We start from the raw sequence: 19,955 nt of genomic DNA, 5'->3' as shown, positions 1-19,955 counted from the left end.
CCGCCTCGGAACCGCGCCGCCGACGGCGTGGGGCGAAAGCGGCGAAAGCCGGCCGAAACCGCGGCGGGATCAGAGAAGAAAGTCGTCCGCGCCCAGATCGTGCAGGCCGCGCAGGCGCAGCTGGGCCTCGGCGGCGGCATCGCCATCGGTGTCGATCAGGATCAGCGTGCTGTCGCTGCCGCGCCCCGGCCGGTCGTCACGGACGACGCGCAACTCGCCCTGGGCAGAGGTTCCGAAGGCCGCATCGCCGCGCCACAGGAAGGCATTGTTGCCGCCGGTGACAAGGCTTGCGTCGATCGCGCTCAGGTCGATGCGATCGGCGCCGGGCCGGAAATCGGTGATGACATCGGCGGTGCCGGCGCTGAAGCCGAGGTCGCGGAGGCTGCGGAACACGAAGCTGTCGGCGCCCGCACCGCCGGTCAGGCTGTCCTGACCCGGCCCGCCGGTCAGCAGATCCGCGCCGCGGCCGCCCAGCAGCAGGTCATTGCCGCCCCGCCCGTCCAGCACATCGCGCCCGTTGTTTCCCGACAGCTCGTTCTGCCCCTTGCTGCCAAGCAGGCGATCGTCGCCGCGCCCGCCCCAGGCGTCCTCGACGCCGCGGATCCGGTCATCGCCAAGGCCGGTGTCCTGCGGCCGGCGGGCGCCCAGCCGGATGCTGACATCGGCGCCGGAATTGACCACCAGCAGGTCGCGGCCCGGCCCGCCCGAGATCACGTCATCGCCCCGATCCAGGAAGAACCGGTCGTTGCCCGCCTGCCCACGCAGCCTGTCGTTGCCGTCGCCGCCGGCCAGCACGTCGCCGCCGCCGCGGCCGTTGACGCGGTCATCGCCGCCGAACCCGTTGGCGATGTCGGCATCGGGGCTGAGGACGAAGCGGTCGTTGCCGTCGAACGCGGCGATCAGCAGCCGGTCATCATCCGCCCGCGCCTCGCTGCGCATGGCCGAATCGAGGCTGGCGGCGCGGATCGACACGCCGCTGATGCCCCACAGCTCGACATAGCGCGTGCCGGTCCACAGCATCTCGCTGAAGGATTCGACGACGCCGGCGGTCAGCCGGCCGGAAGCGTTGGCGTTCAGCTTGTCGCCGCGGAACATCGTGGCCAGGTCGGTGCTGCCGTCTCGCCATTCGGCCAGAAAGCCGTCGCGATAGGTGATGCCGCGATGGATCAGCCCGGCATTGTTCAGGAAGTCCCAATCCTCGCGGCTGTCGACCAGAGGGTGCAGGTCGATCCCCGTGATGTCGAAGCTGTGAGACGCCTTGACGACTGCCATGTCCGAACCTTCCCTCATCATGCTGGCAGGCGGCTTGGCAGGGCAAAGCCCGAAACCCGACCGATGCGCGCCCAGTCTAGGTTCGTGCAGTTAATAAAGCATTCACCCGATGACGCATACTGACATTCAAGGCAGGTTTGCCTCGATCCGGCGTGGCCAGATCGGGGTCATGGCTGTGCTAAAGCCCCTCGGCCTCGTCCAGGTCCAGCATGATGTTCAGGTTCTGCACGGCCGCCCCGGACGCGCCCTTGCCGAGATTGTCCAGCACCGCGACCACCGTCGCGCAGCCGGCCTCGTCGTCGCCATGCACGCTGAGCCGCATCAGGTTCGTGCCGTTCAGCGCCGTCGGCACGATCCGCGCGCCGATTTCGGCGGCCTTCACCACCTCGACGAATTGCTGTCCGGCATAGTGATCGGCCAGCGCCTCGTAGAGCGCGGCGATGGTGCGGTCGTCATCCAGATGCAGCGGCAGCTGAACGGCCATCCCCTGGGCGAAATTGCCGACAGAGGGCGCAAAGACCGGCTGCACCAGCAGGCCTGTATGGGCCATGATCTCGGGGATGTGCTTGTGCCCCTGATTGAGGCCATAGACGAAATGCGCAGGCGCGCCGCCATCCTCGTATTCCGCGATCAGGGCCTTGCCGCCGCCGGTGTAGCCGCTGACGGCGTTGATCGCGAGGGGTTCGTCCTCGTCGATCAGGCCGGCCTCGATCAGGGGCGCGATGATCGCGATCGCGCCGGTGGAATAGCAGCCCGGATTGCTGACCAGCCGTGCGGTCGCAATGCGGTCGCGCAGTTCGTCCGCCAGTTCGGGAAAGCCGAACACCCAGCGGTCGTCGACGCGATGCGCGGTCGAGGCATCGATCAGCCGCACGTCCAGGTCGCGGGTCAGTTCGACCGCCTCGCGGGCGGCATCGTCGGGCAGGCACAGGATCGCCACGTCCGCCTGGGAAAACGCCTCGCGGCGGGCATCGGCATCCTTGCGGCGGGCGGGGTCGATCTGGACCAGGCTGATGTCTTCACGCAGCGCCAGCCGCTCGCGGATCTGCAGACCCGTGGTGCCGGCCTCGCCGTCGATGAAGATGCTGTATGCCATGACCGAACCTCCGATGGGGAACCGGGCGCTTATAGGTCAAACCGCGATCCATCACAATCGGCCGCGACCGTGCCCGCCGCGATCAGGTCGCGCAGATGTCCGAGCGGGTCAGGAACCGCCTCTCGCGCCCATTGTCGAGGCTGAACATGCCCCCGCGCCCGGCCACCACGTCGATGATGAGGTCGGTGTGCTTCCAGGTCTCGTACTGGCTGGCCGAGATGTAGAAGGGCGCGCCGCCGATCTCGCCGATCTTCACGTCGCGTTCGCTGATCCTGAAATCGTTCTGCGGATAGCACATCGGCGACGAGCCGTCGCAGCAGCCCCCGCTCTGATGGAACAGCACGGGTCCGTGATCGGCGACGATCTCCTCGATCAGTTTCAGCGCCTCGGGCGTGGCAGTGACGGTGCTCATGTCTTCAACCTTTTCCTGAGGAACTTCAGGACCTGCCTTTCCTCGGGGCGCAGGCCCGGCGATTTCAGATCGTCCTCGATCCGGTCGCGCAGTTCCAGTTTCAATTCATCCGCCAGATAGGCATCGATGATCTGCGGGTGGACATAGCATTTCCGGCAGATCGCGGGAGTATTGCCCAGCTTGGCCGCGACCGTCTCGATCGCGTCGCGGACATTGGCATTCGCGGCGGCTTCGCTGTCGGCGGCCTCGTACTCGGCCAGAGCCATCGCCGCCAGCACGGTGCCGGTCCAGGTGCGGAAATCCTTGGCCGTGACCTCGCGCCCAGACACGCGCCGCAGATAGGCGTTCACGTCGCCCGAGTCCACGCGGCAGGTCTGGCCCTCCGCGTCGAGATACTGGAACAACTGCTGGCCGGGCAGGTCTTGCACCGCGCGCAGAATCCGCGCGATCCGCCGGTCGCGGACGCCCAGGTCCCACTGCTTGCCGCCCTTGCCGCGAAACCGGAAGCGCACAGTGCTGCCATCCAGCGTGACATGCCGGCCGCGCAGCGTCGTCAACCCGTGCGAGCGGTTCTCTTTCGCATAGCCCGTATTGCCCACGCGGATCATGGTGTTCTCCAGCAGCCAGACCACCGTCGCCAGCACCTTGTCGGGGGGCAGGCCGCGCAGGGCCATGTCGGTGGCGACCTGCGCGCGGATCTTCGGCAGCGCGGCCGCGAAATCCAGCATGTGGTCGTATTTCGCACTGTCGCGCACCTCGCGGAAATCGGGGTGATACCGATACTGCTTGCGGCCCCTTGCATCGCGGCCGGTGGCCTGGATGTGGCCGCGCGGGTCGGGGCAGATCCAGACGTCCGTGTAGGCCGGCGGCACCGCCAGCGCCGCAAGCCGCGCGCGCATGGTCTTGTCGCGGATCGTGCGGCCCTGCGTGTCGCGATAGCTGAAGCCCTTGCCCGCCCTGACCCTGCTGATGCCCGGCATGTCGTCGGTGACGTAGACCAGACCCGCGCTTTCGGCGGCGTCCTCGGGGTCGATGATGGGGCTGTCCTTGGGCATCGGGACGTTCCGGCGGGGAGGGGCGATCACGTCCCAACGCCGCAAGGCCCCCGCGGGTTGCGGGGGAGGACAGCGGGCGCGGCCCCGGAAGGCCGCGCCCCCCCTGTCGCGATCAGAAAAAGCCCAGCTTCTTCGGGCTGTAGCTGACCAGCATGTTCTTGGTCTGCTGATAGTGGTCCAGCATCATGCGGTGATTCTCACGCCCGATGCCCGACTGCTTGTAGCCGCCGAAGGCCGCATGGGCCGGGTAGGCGTGATAGCAGTTCGTCCAGACCCGCCCTGCCTTGATCGCGCGGCCAAAGCGGTAGCAGGTATTGGCATCGCGCGACCAGACGCCTGCGCCCAGGCCATACAGCGTGTCATTGGCGATCGACAGCGCCTCGTCCTGGTCCGTGAAGGTCGTGACCGAGACGACCGGGCCGAAGATCTCCTCCTGGAAGACCCGCATCTTGTTGTGGCCCTTCAGCACCGTCGGCTTGATATAGTAGCCGCTGGAGAGTTCGCCCCCCAGATCCGCCGCCTCGCCGCCGGTCAGCACCTCGGCCCCTTCCTTGCGCCCGATGTCGAAATAGCTGAGGATCTTTTCCTTCTGCTCGCTGGACGCCTGCGCGCCGATCATCGTGGCGCTGTCGCGCGGATCGCCCTGCACGATGTCCTTCACCCGCTGCAAGGCGCGCTCCATGAAGCGGTCATAGATCGATTCGTGGATCAGCGCGCGCGACGGGCAGGTGCAGACCTCGCCCTGGTTCAGCGCGAACATCACGAAGCCCTCGATCGCCTTGTCGAAGAAATCGTCATCCTCGCGGGCCACATCCTCGAAGAAGATGTTGGGCGACTTGCCGCCCAGTTCCAGCGTCACCGGGATCAGGTTTTCGGACGCATACTGCATGATCAGCCGGCCGGTCGTGGTCTCGCCGGTGAAGGCGATCTTGGCAATGCGCGGGTTCGAGGCCAGGGGCTTGCCGGCTTCCAGCCCGAAGCCGTTGACGATGTTCAGCACGCCCGGCGGCAGCAGGTCGCCGATCAGGTCGGCAAAGACCATGATCCCGGCCGGGGTCTGCTCGGCCGGCTTCAGCACCACGCAGTTGCCGGCGGCCAGCGCGGGCGCCAGCTTCCACACCGCCATCAGCAGCGGGAAGTTCCACGGGATGATCTGTCCGACAACGCCCAGAGGCTCGTGGAAGTGATAGGCGACGGTGTCGTGGTCGATCTCGCTGATGCCACCTTCCTGCGCGCGCAGGACGCCGGCGAAATAGCGGAAGTGATCGACGGCCAGCGGCAGGTCGGCGGCCATCGTCTCGCGGATCGGCTTGCCGTTGTCCCAGGTCTCGGCGGTGGCCAGCAACTCCAGGTTCTGTTCCATCCGGTCGGCGATGCGCAGCAGGATGTTCGAACGCTCGGTGGTCGAGGTGCGGCCCCAGGCATCCTTGGCGGCGTGGGCCGCGTCCAGGGCGGCCTCGATGTCATCGGCGCCGGACCGGGCGATCTCGCCGATCTCGGCACCGGTGATCGGGGTGGTGTTCACGAAGTACTTGCCCGATTTCGGCGCCCGCCACTGTCCGCCGATGAAATTGTCATAGCGCTTGGCGAAGGGCATGACGCCCACGCCCTTGAACTCGTGCGTCTGGTCGTTCGGCATTTGATTCCTCCTCTGGATGGCCCGAAGTCTCCTCTCTTCGGGTATGGGTCACAGCTTGGCGTGCGGCGGGCGCAAATCAATGTCGACCTTGGTGTCGGAGGCGGGGGGCTGTCTCACCGGCGAGACAGTCGCGGTCATTTTCCGCCCAGACCCAGCCGTGCCATGCGGCGATACATCGTCGCCCGGCCGATCCCCAGGGCGCGCGCGGCGGCCGAGACATTGCCTTCGGCCCGCGCCAGCGCGCGGGTCACCGCCGCGCGTTCGGCCTTGTCAAAGCCGGCGAGATCGTCCTGGCGGCCCAGCAGGTCGGCGGCGGGCCGCGGCCGCAGCGCACCCTCGCGTTCCAGCCCAAGGACGCGGCGGGCCGCGCGGGTCGCGCCGATCGCAAGGTCGTCGCGGTCCACCGCCAGCAGCGCCGCGGCCTCGCCCGGCTCGTCCGAGGCGACGAGGATGCGCGCATCGGGAAAGCTGGCGCGGAAGAAAACCGCCTCGATGGCCCGCGCGGTCTGTGCCACCTGCGCCGAGATCAGCCGGTTGTAGCGTTCGGTCTGGTCGGCCCGCGCGGAACTGACATCCAGCGCCGCGACCAGCCGGCCGTCGGAACCCCAGATCGGCGCATCCATGCAGGACATGCCGATATTGCGGGTGTGGAAATGTTCGTCGCGATGGATGGTGACCTGACGCCCGTCGGCAAGGCAGGTGCCGATCCCGTTGGTGCCCTGGCTGCGCTCGGACCAGTCGGCGCCCTGCCACAGCCCCCAGTCGCGGAACTGCGCCGCGTCGGCGTCGTTCACGCGCTGGTCCAGCACCACCCCGGTCGCATCGGTCAGCAGCACATTGCAGCCCGACAGGCAGACGAGGTTGAACAGCTGATCCAGCTGCGGCGCGGCGACATGCAGCAGCCGCTCATGCGCCTGGCGGCGCTCGGCCAGTTCGTGATGGGGCAGCCGGTCGGGCCGCCGGCGGTCAGCGGGGTCCAGGCCGTGCTTGAGAAGCGACCGGCGCCATGAAGCCGCAAGCGCGGTCGTTGCGGATGGCGATTGCGACTGCCGGGCCACCAGATCGGCGTGGCTGCGTTGCATCATGATTCCTCCCCCGGTGCGAGGAAGTATAGCAGATGCGCCGGGTGGCGATTTACGACCTTGGTCGGGCACCCGGCCTGCGGCGCGCCTAGCGGACCGGTCCCTCGGGCTTGACGACGCCGTCCTCGATGCGACCGTCGGACCGGTCGTCGCCGCCTTCGGGCATCGAGGCCGCGCCATGCGCCCCGCCCATGCTGCCCGAGGGCGCCGCGATGCGCGGCTGATAGGGCGGCAGGTCGGCACCGTCGCGATAGAGCAGCGATGTGCCCTTGTGGAACAGGTGCAGCGCCTCGGGATCGGCGGTCAGCCGGACGGTCTTGCCGTTCAGCCCCGGATGGATGCCCGGCAGCTTGGCGATGACCGGGACGACCTCTTCGCGGGTGCCGAAATATAGCAAGGTCACCTCGCCCAGCGCCTCGGTCAGGTCGACCGTGCCCTCGAAGATCGCCTCGCCGTCGGTCTCGCGCATGTCCTCGGGGCGGACGCCGACATTGACCACCATGCCCTCGTCACCGGCTCGTGTCGGGATGGCCACATGCGCCACGCCGCCGCCGTCCAGCGCAACGGTGGTCGTCGCGCCGATGCGGCTGACCTTGCCGGGCAGCAGGTTCATCGCCGGGCTGCCGATGAACTGCGCCACGAACTCGTTGACCGGCCGCTCGTAGAGTTCAAGCGGTGCGCCCACCTGGGCGATGCCGCCCCCGGCAAGCACCACGATCCGGTCGGCCAGAGTCATCGCCTCGGTCTGGTCGTGGGTCACATAGATCATCGTGCGGTCGGGCATCGAGGCCTTCAGCTGCGCGATCTCGATCCGGGTGGCCACCCGCAGGGCTGCATCCAGGTTCGACAGCGGCTCGTCGAACAGATACACCTTGGGATCGCGCACGATGGCGCGACCGATGGCGACGCGCTGGCGCTGGCCGCCCGACAGCGCCTTTGGCAGCCGGTCCAGATAGGGTGTCAGCTGCAGCATCCTGCCCGCGCGGTCGGTGGCCTGCTGGATCTGCTCCTTGGTCTGCCCGGCGATCTTCAGCGCGAAGGCCATGTTGTCGCGTACCGTCATGTGCGGATACAGCGCGTAGGACTGGAACACCATGGCGATGCCGCGCTGGCTGGGCGGGATGTCGTTCATCACCTGCCCGCCGATCTGCAATTCGCCCCCGGTGATCTGTTCCAGACCCGCGATCATGCGCAGAAGGGTCGACTTGCCGCAGCCCGACGGGCCGACAAAGACGATGAACTCGCCCGACCTGATGTCGAGATTGATGTTCTTCAGCACATGCACGTCACCGTAGGACTTGGCGACATTCGTCAGTTTCAGATCGGCCATCCGCGATCCCTCCCCCCGTTATCCCTCGATGATCTGCACTTGCCACGGCGCCAGCCCGCCCGCCTCTTCCTCGGACAGGTTGGCGCGGATCTGCAATGTCTGCTTGTCGTCGGCGCGGCGGAACGACAGGATCGTCCCGTCCACGCTCATGTCGGTCATGCTGCCGTGGCGCAGCGCCGAATGCTTGCGGCGCAGCCCGATCGCCCAGCGGTAATGATGCAGCATAGACTGCGCGTCGGCCTCTTCGGCGACAACGGTGCGCTGCAGATGCGCATGGGGCACCGGCAGCCAGGGCGGGCTGGTCGAGAAGCCGCCATTCACCCCCATGTCCCAGACCATCGGCGTCCGGCAGCCGTCGCGGCCCTTGAATTCGGGCCAGAACTCGATGCCATAGGGATCGCGCAGATCCTCGAAGGCCAGGTCGGCCTCGGGCAGGCCCAGCTCCTCGCCCTGATACAGGCAGACCGACCCGCGCAGGCACATCAGCACGGTCGCATAGGCCTTGGCCCCCTGGTCACTCAGGTTCCAGCGGCTGACATGGCGCATCACGTCGTGGTTCGACATCGCCCAGCAGGGCCAGGAATTCGGCGCCACCGATTGCAGCTGGTCGAACACCTGCACGATCCGCTCGGCGGGCAGGCTGTCGCCCGACAGGAAGTCGAAGACATAGGACATCTGCACCCGGCCCGACACGCCGGTATATTCCTCCAGCAGTTCCAGCGCCCGTTCGCTGTCGCCGATCTCGCCCACGACCGCCGCGCCATAGGGTCTCAGCAGCGCGGCAAAGCGCTCCAGAAAGGCCAGGTTCTCGGGCTGCGACTTGTCATAGCGGTGGCTTTGGTGGTTGTAGGGGTTGACTGCTGGTGCGGTGTCGGCGCGGCGCAGTTCGGGCGCCAGCGGCGGGTTGTCGCGCAGCTGCGCGTCGTGGAAATAGAAGTTGATCGTGTCCAGCCGGAAACCGTCCACGCCCTTGTCCAGCCAGAATTGCGCCATGTCCAGCAGCGCCTGCTGCACCTCGGGATTGTGGAAGTTCAGGTCGGGCTGCGAGGCCAGGAAATTGTGCAGGTAATACTGCTCGCGCCGCGAATCCCACTGCCAGGCGCTGCCGCCAAAGATCGACAGCCAGTTGGTCGGCGCGGTGCCGTCCGGCTTGGGGTCGGCCCACACATACCAGTCGGCCTTGGGATTGTCGCGCGTCCGGCGGCTTTCCCTGAACCACTCATGCTGGTCGGATGTGTGCGACATCACGAGGTCGATCATGACCTTCAAGCCCAGTTCATGCGCCCGTTCGATCAGCCAGTCGAAATCCTGCATCGTGCCGAAGATCGGGTCGATGCCGCGATAATCGCTGACATCATAGCCGAAATCCTTCATCGGCGACGTGAAGAAGGGCGAGATCCAGACCGCATCCACCCCCAGCGACGCGACATAGGGCAGGCGCTGCGCGATCCCGGCCAGATCGCCGATCCCGTCCCCCGTCGTGTCCTGAAAGCTGCGCGGATAGATCTGATAGATGATCCCGCCCTTCCACCAGTCGGTCGTCGTTTCCGTCAAGTCAGCCACCTTTCACCGAACCGGCCAGCAATCCGCGGACCAGGTATTTCTGCATCGCGAAGAACACCAGAAGCGGCACCGAGATCGAGATGAAGGCCGATGTGGCCAGGATCTCCCATTCGCCGCCCTTCGATCCCATCAGCTCGCGCAGCACGCCGGTCATGACCAGCTGTTCGCGGGTGTTGCCCAGGAACACCGTGGCCACCAGCAGGTCGTTCCACACCCACAGGAACTGGAAGATCGCAAAGCTGGCCAGCGCCGGGAAGGACAGGGGCAGGATGATGCGGCGGAAGATCTGGAACTCGGTCGCGCCGTCCACGCGGGCGCTTTCGATCACCTCGCGCGGCAGCCCGACCATGTAGTTGCGCAACAGATAGACCGCCAGCGGCAGGCCGAAGCCGGTATGCGCCAGCCAGATGCCCAGATAACCCTTGCCGATGCCCAGTTCGTTGTGCAGCCGCAACAGCGGGATCAGCGCCACCTGCAGCGGCACGACCAGCAGGCCGACCACCGCGGCGGTCAGCAGCGCCCGACCCGGAAACTCCATCCAGGCCAGTGCATAGGCGGCAAAGGCCGCGATCAGGATCGGGATGACGGTGGCCGGAATCGTCACCGTCAGCGTGTTCATGAAGGCCCGGCCCAGGCCCTCGGCGGTCAGCACCCGCCGGTAGTTTCCTGTGGTGAACTTGGGCGGCACCTCGGTGGTGGTGAAGATCCGTTCGCCCCGCCGCATCTCGAAGGGCTGGGGCGAGGTCAGCCGATAGCTGCCGTCCTCGTTGACGGTCAGCTGCCAGCCATCCTCGATCTCGGTCGTCTCGCCCGGCGCGAAGGCCGCCGGCTCGCGTGCCCGGACGCCCCAGCCAACCAGCGACTGATCGCCTTCCAGCACATTGCCCTCGATCACATTGAGACCGTCGGCCTGCGTGGCGTCATCTGCGGTGCCCGTCCGCACGAAGCCGGTCTGCTCGGATGCCGAGAAGGACTGCCACCAGCCGCTGGACGAGATCTGGTCGCGGTCGCGGAAGGACGACACGAACAGGCCCAGCGTCGGGATCGTCCACAGCAGCACCAGCAGGAAGGCCGAGATGTTCACCGTCCATGTCAGCGAGGATTTCTGTCCGGCCATGCCCTCCATCAGCGGACCTCCTTGCGCGCGTTGTAGATGTTCCAGACCATGATCGGCGTGACGAGGATCATCAGCACCATCGCGATGGCCGAGCCGCGCCCGTAATCGGGCGTGCCGCGGAACATCCAGTCATACATCAGGTTGGCCAGCACCTGCGTGCCCCATTGCCCGTTGGTCATCACGAAGACGATGTCGAAGACCTTCAGCACGACGATGGTGATGGTCGTCCAGACCACCGCGATCGTGCCCATGATCTGCGGCACCTTGATCTTGAAGAAGACCTGCAGAGGCGAGGCGCCGTCGAGGATCGCGGCCTCGATGGTCTCCTCGGGGATGCCGCGCAGGGCTGCGGACAGGATCACCATCGCAAAGCCCGTCTGGATCCAGACCAGCACGATCATCAGGAAGAAGTTGTTCCAGGGGATCAGCGTCAGCCAGATCTGCGGATCGCCGCCGAATTTGGTGACGATCCAGTTCAGCAGCCCGATCTGCGTCTCGTCCGCGGCACGGTATTCATAGATGAATTTCCAGATGACGCCCGCGCCGACAAAGCTGATGGCCATCGGCATGAAGATCAGCGACTTGCCGATATTGCCCCATTTCAGGCGGTCGGTCAGCTGCGCCGCGACCAGCCCGAACAGCGTGGACAGCGCCGGCACGACCAGCAGCCACAGCATGTTGTTCAGCATCGATTCGCGGAACTTGCCATCGCCGACCGCCCAGACATAGTTCGACATCCCGACGAACCGGCTGCCGTCCGAATTGTGCAGCGACCGCCACAGGCTGTCGATGACCGGATAGACCAGATACATGCCGAGGAACAGGATCGCCGGCCCCAGGAAAAGCCAGGGCCGGATCTGCCCCGCCTTGCGGATATTGTCGCCCGCACGCGGCCCGCGCGGCGGATAGATCGCGTCGAGGACCCAGTTGGACCCCCAGAACCAGGCCACGCAGCCGAAGACGCCGATGGCGATCGTGCTGATGGCCAGCCACAACAGTTCCATGCCTCACTCCCCCCGTATCCGGTGGCGCGGCGGCGATGTCGGCCGCCGCGCCGGCTGTCGGTGTCGGTCCCGGCTCAGTTCAGTGTCTGCCAGGTGTTCTGGATCGTGTCGGCGACGTCCTGCGCTGACTTGCCGCCGACGAAATCGACCATGGCCGTCCAGAAGGCACCCGCGCCGATCGCGCCGGGCATCAGGTCCGATCCGTCAAAGCGGAAGGTCGTGGCGTCCAGCAGGATCTGGCCCATCTTGCGCACAGTCTCGTCGCCATAGGCGTCGAGGTTGACCCCCTTGTGCGGTGTCAGGAAGCCCTTCTGCGTCATCCAGATCTCATGCGCTGCCGGGGTCTTCAGGAATTCGACGAAGGCCATCGCGGCCGGGTTGTCGGACAGCACGGCAAACAGCGTGCCGCCGCCCAGGACCGGCTGGCCCATGCTGCCATCGGCCGGCGCGGGGAAGTAGAAGAAGTCCGCGTCCTCGCCGATCATCGTGCCCTCCGGGAAGAAGGACGGGATGAAGCTGGCCTGACGATGCATGTAGCAGGCCGGCGGGCTGTCGAAGAGACCCTTGGGACTGTCACGGAAATCCGTCGAGGCGACCGCGCCCGTGCCGCCTGCCACAAAATCCGGATTGGTGGCGAACCAGCCGAATTCCTCGATCGCGGCGACGACCTTCGGATCGTTGAAGGGCAGCGCGTTGGTGGTCCAGGCGTCGTAATCTTCCGGCGAGTTGAGCCGCAGCATCAGGTCCTCGACCCAGTCGGTCGCGGGCCATCCGGTCGCGCCACCGGAACCCAGCCCGATGCACCAGGGCGTCTCGCCATCCGCTGCGATCTGTTCGGTCAGCGCCTTCAGGTCCTCGTAGGTCTCGGGGATCTCGTAGCCGGCATCCTCGAAATTCTCGGGGACATACCAGACCAGCGATTTCACATCTGCCTTGTAGGGGAAGGCATAGACCGCGTCGGTCCCGTCCGCCCCGGCATAGGTGGACAGCGCCGCCCAGCTGTCGCCGGCGGCATAGTTGTCGCGCAGCCACTGACCGGTGTCCTCGCCCAACGGCCGCAGATGGCCCTTCTTGGCGAGGTCCGCGGCCAGCCCCGGCTGCGGAAACACCGCCATGTCGGGCGGCGATCCGGCCTCGCTGTCGATGACGATCTGCTGCTCGAAGCTGTCGGACCCGGAATAGTTCGCCTTCGCCCCCGTCGCCGCCTCGAAATAGGGCAGCAGCGAGGTGAACAGCGCCTGGTCGGGGCCCAGCCACGGTCCCAGGATGGTGAATTCCTGCCCGGCAAGGTCGCCATGCGCGGCCTTGAAATCCTCGAGGCTCTGCCAGTTGATCCGGTCATCGCTGCCCGGCTCGATCACCATCTGGGCCTGCGCCATGCCGGCCAGCAGGGCTGCCGCGGCGGCGGTCGCCATCATCGTTCTCGTCACGTCCTTCCTCCCTCATTGGGCAAGAATCACCGGGGTGACCCAAGCCGTTAACGCTAGCATTGAACAAGCTTCACAAAGCTGTCAAACGCTTCTCATTCCCATTCAAGCTCCTTGTAGGCGGCGGTGGCGTCGCGCGCCACCGATTCAGGGAATGAATTCCAGATATTTTCCATGTCTGCCAGATCGTTGACGATCACGGGCACGGCCTCTGACATCGGCAGTCCGGCGCCAATGGCCGCGGTCGCGGCCTCCGCAAGCGCTTTCAAGAAACGCTGCTGCGGCGTGATCGCTTCGGCCCAGCCCGAGGCCACCGGACCGTGGCCTGGCACGACCACTCGCGGTTCGGGGTCGGGCGGCAGGTCCATCCAGTCCATCCAGCCCCGCAGCGACCCGTCCACGATCGGGGTCAGGTCGCGGAACACCAGATCGCCCGCGAACAGCGTACCGCTGGCGGCATCGAAGACGCTGAGATCATTGTCGGTATGGGCCACCGGCGCGGGTCGCAATTCCAGCACGCGCCCGCCAAGGTCGATCCTCGCGGGGCCGGACAGCGCGGTGTCCGGCATCACCACCTCGGTCGCCAGCATCTCGGAGGGCGGATACAGCCGGCCAAGGTTTCCCAGATAGCTGTCGGCCCGCATCTGCAGCGCCAGCGGCAGCGCGGCGTGCGAAACGAGTTCCGCGCCGGCCTCCTGCAGCACCGATGCGCCAAGGGCGTGATCGGGATGCATGTGGGTCAGGATCAGATGGCTGATTGGCAGGTCGGTGAGGCGGCGGATCGCGGCGAAGAGTTCCTGCCCCTGCGCGCGCGACACGCCCGCGTCGATCACCGCGACCGAGCGTTCGCCGATCACGACGGCAAGGTTGGCGATGCGCCCGTCGGCGGAATCTTCAAGCTGGACGGGCGCACCCAGATGCACATGGACCCCGGGCGCGATTTGTCGCATCGGCAGCGCCGGAAGCTCCTCGACCGGGTGGCACCTTGCTGCCTGCGCCACGAGCCCGGGCCGGCCTGCGATCCAGTCCTGCGCGATTCGCGGTGCGTCGCGGGCGCAGCTTGCCGCGTCGCGGCGTTCGCCCCGCGGAAGCAGGATTGGCATGCAGACTTGGGCATGATCGGCAGCGCAGACGGGAAGGATCACCTGGAACATTGCCGAAATTTCCCGTCAATACGCTGATATTCAAAGTTTTTGCAGGCCTGCTACCTTAGTCTTGTTGACCCATCCTGCCCTGCAATTATCATGAAATCCAGTCGCGAATATCGCGGCACGGCTTTCGGAGGAGAAGCGCAATGGCATGGACCAAACCGACCCTGATCGAGATCGCCTGCGGCATGGAAATCAACATGTATGCCCCGGCCGAGGACGAACCCGTCCTGTTCTGAACGTCGGCAAGCAGACGTGGAAGGGGCCCTGTCCGACCTCGTCGGACGGGGCCGTTTCGTCTGACGCAGCATGAAGATCATCATCCTTGGCGCCGCGGCCGGCGGCGGATTGCCGCAGTGGAACTGTGGCTGCGTCAATTGCCGCGCGGCGCGCGCCGGGGCGATCCCCTCGATGACCCAAAGCTCGGTCGCGGTCAGCGCGGATGGCCGTGACTGGGCGATCCTGAACGCCTCGCCCGACATCCGCGCGCAGATCGCGGCCACGTCGGCGCTGCACCCGACCGGGCCGCGCGACATTCCGCTGCGCTCCGTCCTGGTCACGAATGGTGATATCGACCATGTCGCGGGGCTGCTGACCCTGCGCGAAAGCCAGGCCTTCGACCTGTTTGCGACCGGCGCGATCCACGAGGCGCTGGCCTCCAACCCTATGCTGTCGGCCCTGCGCGCCGACCTGGTCGCCCGCCGCCATGTTGTGCTTGACCGGCCATTCGCGCTGCTGCCCGGCCTTCAGGCGACGATCTTCGCCGTGCCGGGCAAGGTGCCGCTGTATCAGGAGGGCGAGGTGGTCGAGACCGGGCTGATCGGCGAGACGACCGTGGGGGTCGAACTGGCCGCCAACGGCCGTCGCGCCCTCTATGTCCCCGGCTGCGCCGACCTGCCCGGCTGGCTCACCGACCGCATCGCGGGGGCCGATGCGCTTCTGTTCGACGGCACCCTGTGGCAGGATGACGAGATGATCCGGCTGGGGCTGGGCGGCAAGACCGGACGCCGGATGGGACATGCGCCGGCGCGCGAAACGATCGCTGCGCTTTCGGCCACCCCGGTCGGGCAACGGGTCTTCGTCCACATGAACAACTCGAACCCGCTGACCGATCCGCGCAGCGCCGAGACCCTCGAGGCCGAGGCGCGGGGCTGGCAGATCGGCCGCGACGGCATGGAGATCACGCTGTGAAGGATGTCCACGACCAGGCGCAGTCCCGCGACGAATTCGAGGCCCGGCTGCGCGCCATCGGGGCCGAACGCTATCACGACCGCCACCCGTTCCACGCGCGGTTGCATGGCGGCGGCTGCACCCCTGACGAGGTGCGGGCCTGGGTCATCAATCGCTGGATGTATCAGTCGCGCATCCCCATGAAGGACGCCGCCTTCATGTCGCGTGTCGAGGACCCCGACCTGCGGCGGGCATGGCGCAAGCGGATCGAGGATCACGATGGCGGCGTGGCCGAGGGCGGCGGCATCCGCCGGTGGCTGGCGCTGGCCCGCGCCGTGGGGCTGGACCCCGACTATGTTGCATCGGGCGCGGGGATCATGCCGGCCACCCGCTTTGCGGTCGATGCCTATGTCCGCTTCGTGCGCGAGATGCCCCTGCTGGACGCGGTCGCCGCAAGTCTGACGGAACTGTTCGCCCCGCGCATCCACGCGCAGCGGATCGAGGGGTTGCTGGCCCATTACGACTTCGCCGATGAGAGCAGCCTTGCCTATTTCCGCAAGCGCCTGACCGAGGCACCCGAGGATGTGCGCTTCGGGCTGGACTATGTGCTGACCCGTGCCGACACGAGGGAACGCCAGGATGCCGCCGCCGCCGCGCTGACCTTCAAGACCGATGTGCTGTGGGCCCAGCTTGACGCGCTGTGGCACGGCTATGTCGAGGGCAACATCCCCCCCGGCGCGTGGCGGCCCGGCGAGGGAATGTTGCCATGACCGCGCCACTGCCTGAACATCCGGCCCCGCTGATCGCGCCCGAGGACATTCCCTACCTGCCGCGCGGGGTGCGGCTGGCCGATGACCGGGTGCGCGGCATCCGCGTGCTGCAGGCGCCCGAGCGCGCGATGCAGCTGGACCCGATCGGTCATGCGATCCTGTCGGAACTGGACGGGACGCGCAGCATGGCACACATCGCCCGCGACCTCGCCGCGCGATACGAGGCGCCCGAGGACCAGATCGCCCGCGACCTGCGCGATTTCCTTACCGGACTGATCGAACGGCGCATGGTCTTCCTGAAGGATCCGGCATGAAGGATCATCCGGCCCCGCATGACATCGACGGCAACGCCGTCACGCCCGGCCTGCCGATGGCGATGCTGGCCGAGATCACGCATCGCTGCCCGCTGGCCTGCCCCTATTGCTCGAACCCGGTCGAACTGACCCGTGCGCAGGCGGAACTGCCCGCCGAGGACTGGGCGCGGGTGTTTGGCGAAGCCGCCGGTCTGGGCGTCCTGCAGGTCCACATCTCGGGCGGCGAGCCCGGCGCCCGGCGCGATCTGGCGCAGATCGTCGCCAGCGCGCGCGCGGCGGGGCTGTATGTCAACCTGATCACCTCGGGAATCGGCATCACCCGCGACCGGCTGGAAGAGCTTGACCGCGCCGGCGTCGATCATGTGCAACTGTCGTTGCAGGGCATCCGCGCCGACATGGCCGACCGGATCAGCGGGCATCCGGGCTCGTGGGACAAGAAGATGTGCTTCGCGGACTGGGTGGCCGAGATCGGCTTTCCGCTGACCATCAACGCCGTCGTGCATCGCCAGAACCTTGATCGCCTGCCCGACATGATCGCGCTGGCCGAACGTCTCGGCGCGCGCCGGATCGAGGTGGCGACCGTGCAGTTCCACGGCTGGGCCGAATTGAACCGCCCCGCGCTGATGCCGACCCGCGAACAGGCCGCCGTCGCGCGGCAGGTCGTGAACGCGGCGCGCATCCGGCTGCGCGGCCGCATGGTGATCGATTACGTGCCCGCCGACCATCACGCGGTCTATCCCAAGGCCTGCATGGGCGGCTGGGGCAGCACCGGGCTGAATGTCGGGCCGGACGGGACGGTGCTGCCCTGCCACGCCGCGCAATCCATCCCCTGGATGCGCTTCGACAATGTGCGCGACCGCAGCCTGTCCGAGATCTGGCACCGCTCGGATGCGTTCAATGCCTTTCGGGGTACCGCCTGGATGGCCGAGCCGTGCCGATCCTGTGAACGGAAAACCGTGGATTTCGGGGGCTGCCGGTGTCAGGCTATGGCCTTGGCCGGGGACGCGCGGGCAACCGATCCGGTCTGCTCGAAATCGCCGCTGCACGGGCAGGTCGTCGCCCGCGCCGAGGCCGATGCCGCCGCCGACGCCCAAGCCTTCACCTATCGGCGCATGACCAAGGGAGGATGACGAAATGAGGACCTGGCTGTTGGCCGCGCTTCTGCTGGCATCGCCCGCATGGGCGCAGGACAATCCGCTGCAACCCTCGGCGATGTGGGAGGATTTGCGCGAGTCGGTCATCGGGCTGAGCAGCGAGCCGCCGCTGGACGCGACCACGCTGGATCTGGATGCGCCGGTGCGCGCCAATGATGCGGCCCTTGTCCCGGTGCGCCTGAGACAGGCCCCGGACGCCCCGCCGCTGACCGCGATGACGCTGGTGATCGACCAGAACCCTTCGCCGGTGGCCGCGGAATACGAATTCGGACCGGCCCTCATGCCGCTGGACTTCGAGGTGCGCCTGCGCGTCGATGCCTATTCCGACGTGCGCGCCATCGCCACCCGCGCCGACGGCGAAAAGGTGATGGCCGGCCGCTTCGTCAAGGCGTCGGGAGGCTGTTCGGCGCCTGCCGGCAAGGACATGGCCGCGGTCGAGGCCAGCAAGGGCGAGATGCGCTGGAAGACCGCCCGGCAGGATGGCCGTCAGATCGGCACGCTGATGATCCGCCACCCGATGTTCTCGGGCCTTCAGCGCGATCAGGTCACGCTGCTGAACATCCCCGCCAACTTCATCGACCGGCTCGAGGTGCGGCAAGGCGACGAGGTGCTGTTCACGATGCAGGCCGGCATCTCGGTCAGCGAGGACCCGGTGTTCCGCTTTGCCTACAAGCCGAACGGCCAGCCGATCCGCGTCCATGCCGAGGATTTGGACGGGAATTCCTGGGACGAAACCTTCGAGGCGGCCGGCTAGGAGTTTGATCGCCCGCAAGAGCCGCCGGCAACCGGGCATGGCCCGGCGAGGGCCCAGGCCCACAGGCGCGACGGGATCACGTCGCGCCTGGCCGCGCCCGGTTCCCCCTCGGCGCGTTGATCGGAAGATGCCGTCCGCCTCTGCGCGGGGGCATTCGCCGGGCGTCCCGAACCGGATCGGCCCGCACAGGCCCACCGCGGCCGAAGCGCATCTCGTCATGGCCAACGGCACCGCCCACAAGACCCCGGCGATCAGGGCATCGCTGGCGTGGCAATGACCACCGCGATCGCCCCCGCCGTCGCGGGAGGGAAGGGCTGGGCGGGTCGGGCGATTGCCCGACCGCTGCCAGTCGGCGTGGAACCGGCCATGCTCGGGTCGCTGTCGGACGAAAAAGCCCGGGGCAGGTCAACCTACGTCAGCCCACCGGAAAATATCGTTCGTGATCACCTGACCTGCACGTCGTTCGCATTCTGACTGGACGCCGCGTTGCGGCGGCGGCGGCCGTTGCGACCTTGGCATCTCGACAATCTGCCACCGTCCTGCTTTGAAGCTGAGGCGAAACCCGCCGTGCAAATCAGGGACCTGGCGTAGCAGGGGCGACGCGCTGTCCAGCTTTACCCGCATCTGGCACCCGAAGCCGCCCGCCTCCGCCGGCGAGCATCCGGCTTTCTGAACGTCTGACACCCGCACCGCGGTGAACAGGGCCGTCATCCCGAATGGCAGTCAGCTCTACAGGTCGGACGAGCATGACCCGGATAGTTCGCCACGGACCGCTTCAGACCGCTGTTCGTCGGCGCGCCGTCAAGCTGACCAAGATCTGTTTCGCGCGGCGCCGGCTTCCGAGGCTGCCGTTCCGAAGGCGGTGATGATCGAGGCGACCTGCCTCAGGACACACCGCATGGCGACCAGCCTGCCGTCGACCAAGGGGGGCAAGGGACCAGAATGCCCGTCTGGTCGGCCGGACGAAGGGGCGGCATGAACACCAAGTCGCACGCCGATGCCGATGGCCGTCCGATCCGGGTCTTCATGACGGCTGGCCAGGTCAGCGATTACACGGGCGCAGCCGCACGTCTGGGCAGCCTGCCTTCGGCCGGCTGGCTCTTGGCCGACCCGGGCCATGATGCCGACTGGTTCGGGCAAACCTTGAAAGAAAAGGGGATGAAACCCTGCATCCCGGTGAGGAAGTCTCGTGGCAAGACCATCAAGCACCACAGGTGCCGAAAGGTGTTCCTCTCCGCCGTCGCACTCGCCGCTGCCGTCGTGGTCTGGCCATCAGGCAAGAACGGGTCCTCACCCTGCGTCCGTCTGCGTCGCCGTGTTTGCGGTGGGCAGCGGCGTGGCGGTCGCGGGTCCTGCGAGGGACCGTGCCGCCCTTGGAGATCCTGTGCAGCCGCCCAGCACGCATGGGGCGGGCCAATGCTTTGGCGGCACGATGGTCGCGCCATCGCGCGCGGCGCTTCGCGGACCGAGGCGTCAACCCGTGCAAACCCTGCCACCCCCCGACACCTCGCGCACCGTCGCCAGGATCAGGAGCCGATCATCTCCCCGCTGCGCCGTGATCCACGATCCGCAGAAAGCCGGATCGACGAGCGACGATTTTTGGCTGTGTGACGGCTCTGTTGCACGAATCGTGTGAGGGATTCATCTC

Annotated in this window: 19 protein-coding genes and 1 pseudogene; 8 read left to right on the top strand and 12 right to left on the bottom strand. The window is 67.0% G+C overall.

Annotation, left to right across the window (positions count from 1 at the left end; genetic code table 11):
• Positions 1–69: 69 nt before the first annotated feature.
• The 12 genes from Q5Y72_RS16860 to Q5Y72_RS16805 all read right to left on the bottom strand — a co-directional run bounded on the left by Q5Y72_RS16860 (position 70) and on the right by Q5Y72_RS16805 (position 14,100).
• Positions 70–1,272: a calcium-binding protein gene (locus Q5Y72_RS16860; protein WP_305964592.1), complete on the bottom strand. Its 1,203-nt coding sequence runs from the start codon at positions 1,270–1,272 to the stop codon at positions 70–72.
• 178 nt (positions 1,273–1,450) lie between these two features.
• Complete coding sequence (gene argC / locus Q5Y72_RS16855) at positions 1,451–2,368, bottom strand: N-acetyl-gamma-glutamyl-phosphate reductase (RefSeq protein ID WP_305964591.1); 918 nt, start codon at positions 2,366–2,368, stop codon at positions 1,451–1,453.
• Positions 2,369–2,450: 82 nt separating this feature from the next.
• A complete protein-coding gene (locus Q5Y72_RS16850; RefSeq protein ID WP_305964590.1) occupies positions 2,451–2,780 on the bottom strand; it encodes a DUF779 domain-containing protein in 330 nt (109 codons plus the stop codon).
• Positions 2,777–3,835, bottom strand: coding sequence for a DNA topoisomerase IB (locus Q5Y72_RS16845; RefSeq protein WP_305964589.1), 1,059 nt, complete (start codon positions 3,833–3,835; stop codon positions 2,777–2,779). The genes Q5Y72_RS16850 and Q5Y72_RS16845 overlap by 4 nt, the downstream gene beginning before the upstream one ends.
• A 112-nt stretch (positions 3,836–3,947) precedes the next feature.
• Positions 3,948–5,474 carry an aldehyde dehydrogenase gene (gene adh / locus Q5Y72_RS16840; RefSeq protein ID WP_305964588.1) on the bottom strand — a complete coding sequence of 509 codons (1,527 nt, stop codon included), beginning with the start codon at positions 5,472–5,474 and terminating at the stop codon, positions 3,948–3,950.
• 134 nt (positions 5,475–5,608) lie between these two features.
• Positions 5,609–6,559, bottom strand: coding sequence for a GAF domain-containing protein (locus Q5Y72_RS16835; protein WP_305964587.1), 951 nt, complete (start codon positions 6,557–6,559; stop codon positions 5,609–5,611).
• A gap of 85 nt (positions 6,560–6,644) precedes the next feature.
• Complete coding sequence (locus Q5Y72_RS16830; RefSeq protein ID WP_305964586.1) at positions 6,645–7,886, bottom strand: ABC transporter ATP-binding protein; 1,242 nt, start codon at positions 7,884–7,886, stop codon at positions 6,645–6,647.
• 18 nt (positions 7,887–7,904) lie between these two features.
• Positions 7,905–9,449 carry an alpha-amylase family glycosyl hydrolase gene (locus tag Q5Y72_RS16825; protein WP_371930857.1) on the bottom strand — a complete coding sequence of 515 codons (1,545 nt, stop codon included), beginning with the start codon at positions 9,447–9,449 and terminating at the stop codon, positions 7,905–7,907.
• Entirely contained in the window at positions 9,442–10,575 is a 1,134-nt protein-coding gene (locus tag Q5Y72_RS16820) for a carbohydrate ABC transporter permease (protein WP_305964584.1), read from the bottom strand. Before Q5Y72_RS16820 ends, Q5Y72_RS16825 begins: the two co-directional genes overlap by 8 nt.
• Positions 10,575–11,570, bottom strand: a complete 996-nt coding sequence (locus tag Q5Y72_RS16815) for a carbohydrate ABC transporter permease (protein WP_305964583.1) — start codon at positions 11,568–11,570, stop codon at positions 10,575–10,577. The genes Q5Y72_RS16820 and Q5Y72_RS16815 overlap by 1 nt, the downstream gene beginning before the upstream one ends.
• Before the next feature lie 74 nt (positions 11,571–11,644).
• Positions 11,645–12,988 carry an ABC transporter substrate-binding protein gene (locus Q5Y72_RS16810; protein WP_305964619.1) on the bottom strand — a complete coding sequence of 448 codons (1,344 nt, stop codon included), beginning with the start codon at positions 12,986–12,988 and terminating at the stop codon, positions 11,645–11,647.
• A 104-nt stretch (positions 12,989–13,092) separates the two neighbouring features.
• A complete protein-coding gene (locus tag Q5Y72_RS16805; RefSeq protein ID WP_305964582.1) occupies positions 13,093–14,100 on the bottom strand; it encodes a quinoprotein relay system zinc metallohydrolase 2 in 1,008 nt (335 codons plus the stop codon).
• A gap of 191 nt (positions 14,101–14,291) precedes the next feature.
• Between Q5Y72_RS16805 and pqqA the strand changes: the two genes are divergently transcribed.
• The 8 genes and pseudogenes from pqqA to Q5Y72_RS16765 all read left to right on the top strand — a co-directional run.
• The gene (pqqA, locus tag Q5Y72_RS16800; RefSeq protein ID WP_136854938.1) at positions 14,292–14,384 is read left to right on the top strand and encodes a pyrroloquinoline quinone precursor peptide PqqA; all 93 of its coding nucleotides are present in this window, start codon (positions 14,292–14,294) and stop codon (positions 14,382–14,384) included.
• Between the two features lie 70 nt (positions 14,385–14,454).
• Positions 14,455–15,336 (top strand): pyrroloquinoline quinone biosynthesis protein PqqB, encoded by an 882-nt coding sequence (gene pqqB, locus Q5Y72_RS16795; RefSeq protein ID WP_305964581.1) that lies wholly within the window; start codon positions 14,455–14,457, stop codon positions 15,334–15,336.
• Positions 15,333–16,085, top strand: coding sequence for a pyrroloquinoline-quinone synthase PqqC (gene pqqC / locus Q5Y72_RS16790; protein WP_305964580.1), 753 nt, complete (start codon positions 15,333–15,335; stop codon positions 16,083–16,085). Before pqqB ends, pqqC begins: the two co-directional genes overlap by 4 nt.
• Positions 16,082–16,399 (top strand): pyrroloquinoline quinone biosynthesis peptide chaperone PqqD, encoded by a 318-nt coding sequence (gene pqqD / locus Q5Y72_RS16785; RefSeq protein WP_305964579.1) that lies wholly within the window; start codon positions 16,082–16,084, stop codon positions 16,397–16,399. Before pqqC ends, pqqD begins: the two co-directional genes overlap by 4 nt.
• Positions 16,396–17,529 (top strand): pyrroloquinoline quinone biosynthesis protein PqqE, encoded by a 1,134-nt coding sequence (gene pqqE / locus Q5Y72_RS16780; protein WP_305964578.1) that lies wholly within the window; start codon positions 16,396–16,398, stop codon positions 17,527–17,529. Before pqqD ends, pqqE begins: the two co-directional genes overlap by 4 nt.
• A 4-nt stretch (positions 17,530–17,533) precedes the next feature.
• Entirely contained in the window at positions 17,534–18,307 is a 774-nt protein-coding gene (locus tag Q5Y72_RS16775) for a quinoprotein dehydrogenase-associated SoxYZ-like carrier (RefSeq protein ID WP_305964577.1), read from the top strand.
• A gap of 273 nt (positions 18,308–18,580) precedes the next feature.
• Positions 18,581–18,781: a hypothetical protein gene (locus tag Q5Y72_RS16770; RefSeq protein WP_305964576.1), complete on the top strand. Its 201-nt coding sequence runs from the start codon at positions 18,581–18,583 to the stop codon at positions 18,779–18,781.
• Positions 18,782–19,148: 367 nt separating this feature from the next.
• Positions 19,149–19,576 (top strand): annotated as a pseudogene (locus Q5Y72_RS16765) (transposase); the annotation flags it as partial.
• Positions 19,577–19,955 lie beyond the last annotated feature (379 nt).

This window comes from Paracoccus spongiarum, from assembly GCF_030732095.1.
In the GTDB taxonomy this organism is placed as follows: Bacteria; Pseudomonadota; Alphaproteobacteria; order Rhodobacterales; family Rhodobacteraceae; genus Paracoccus; species Paracoccus spongiarum.
The sequence above is the reverse complement of the archived record's forward strand: the minus strand, read 5'-3'. Positions and strand labels throughout refer to the sequence as shown.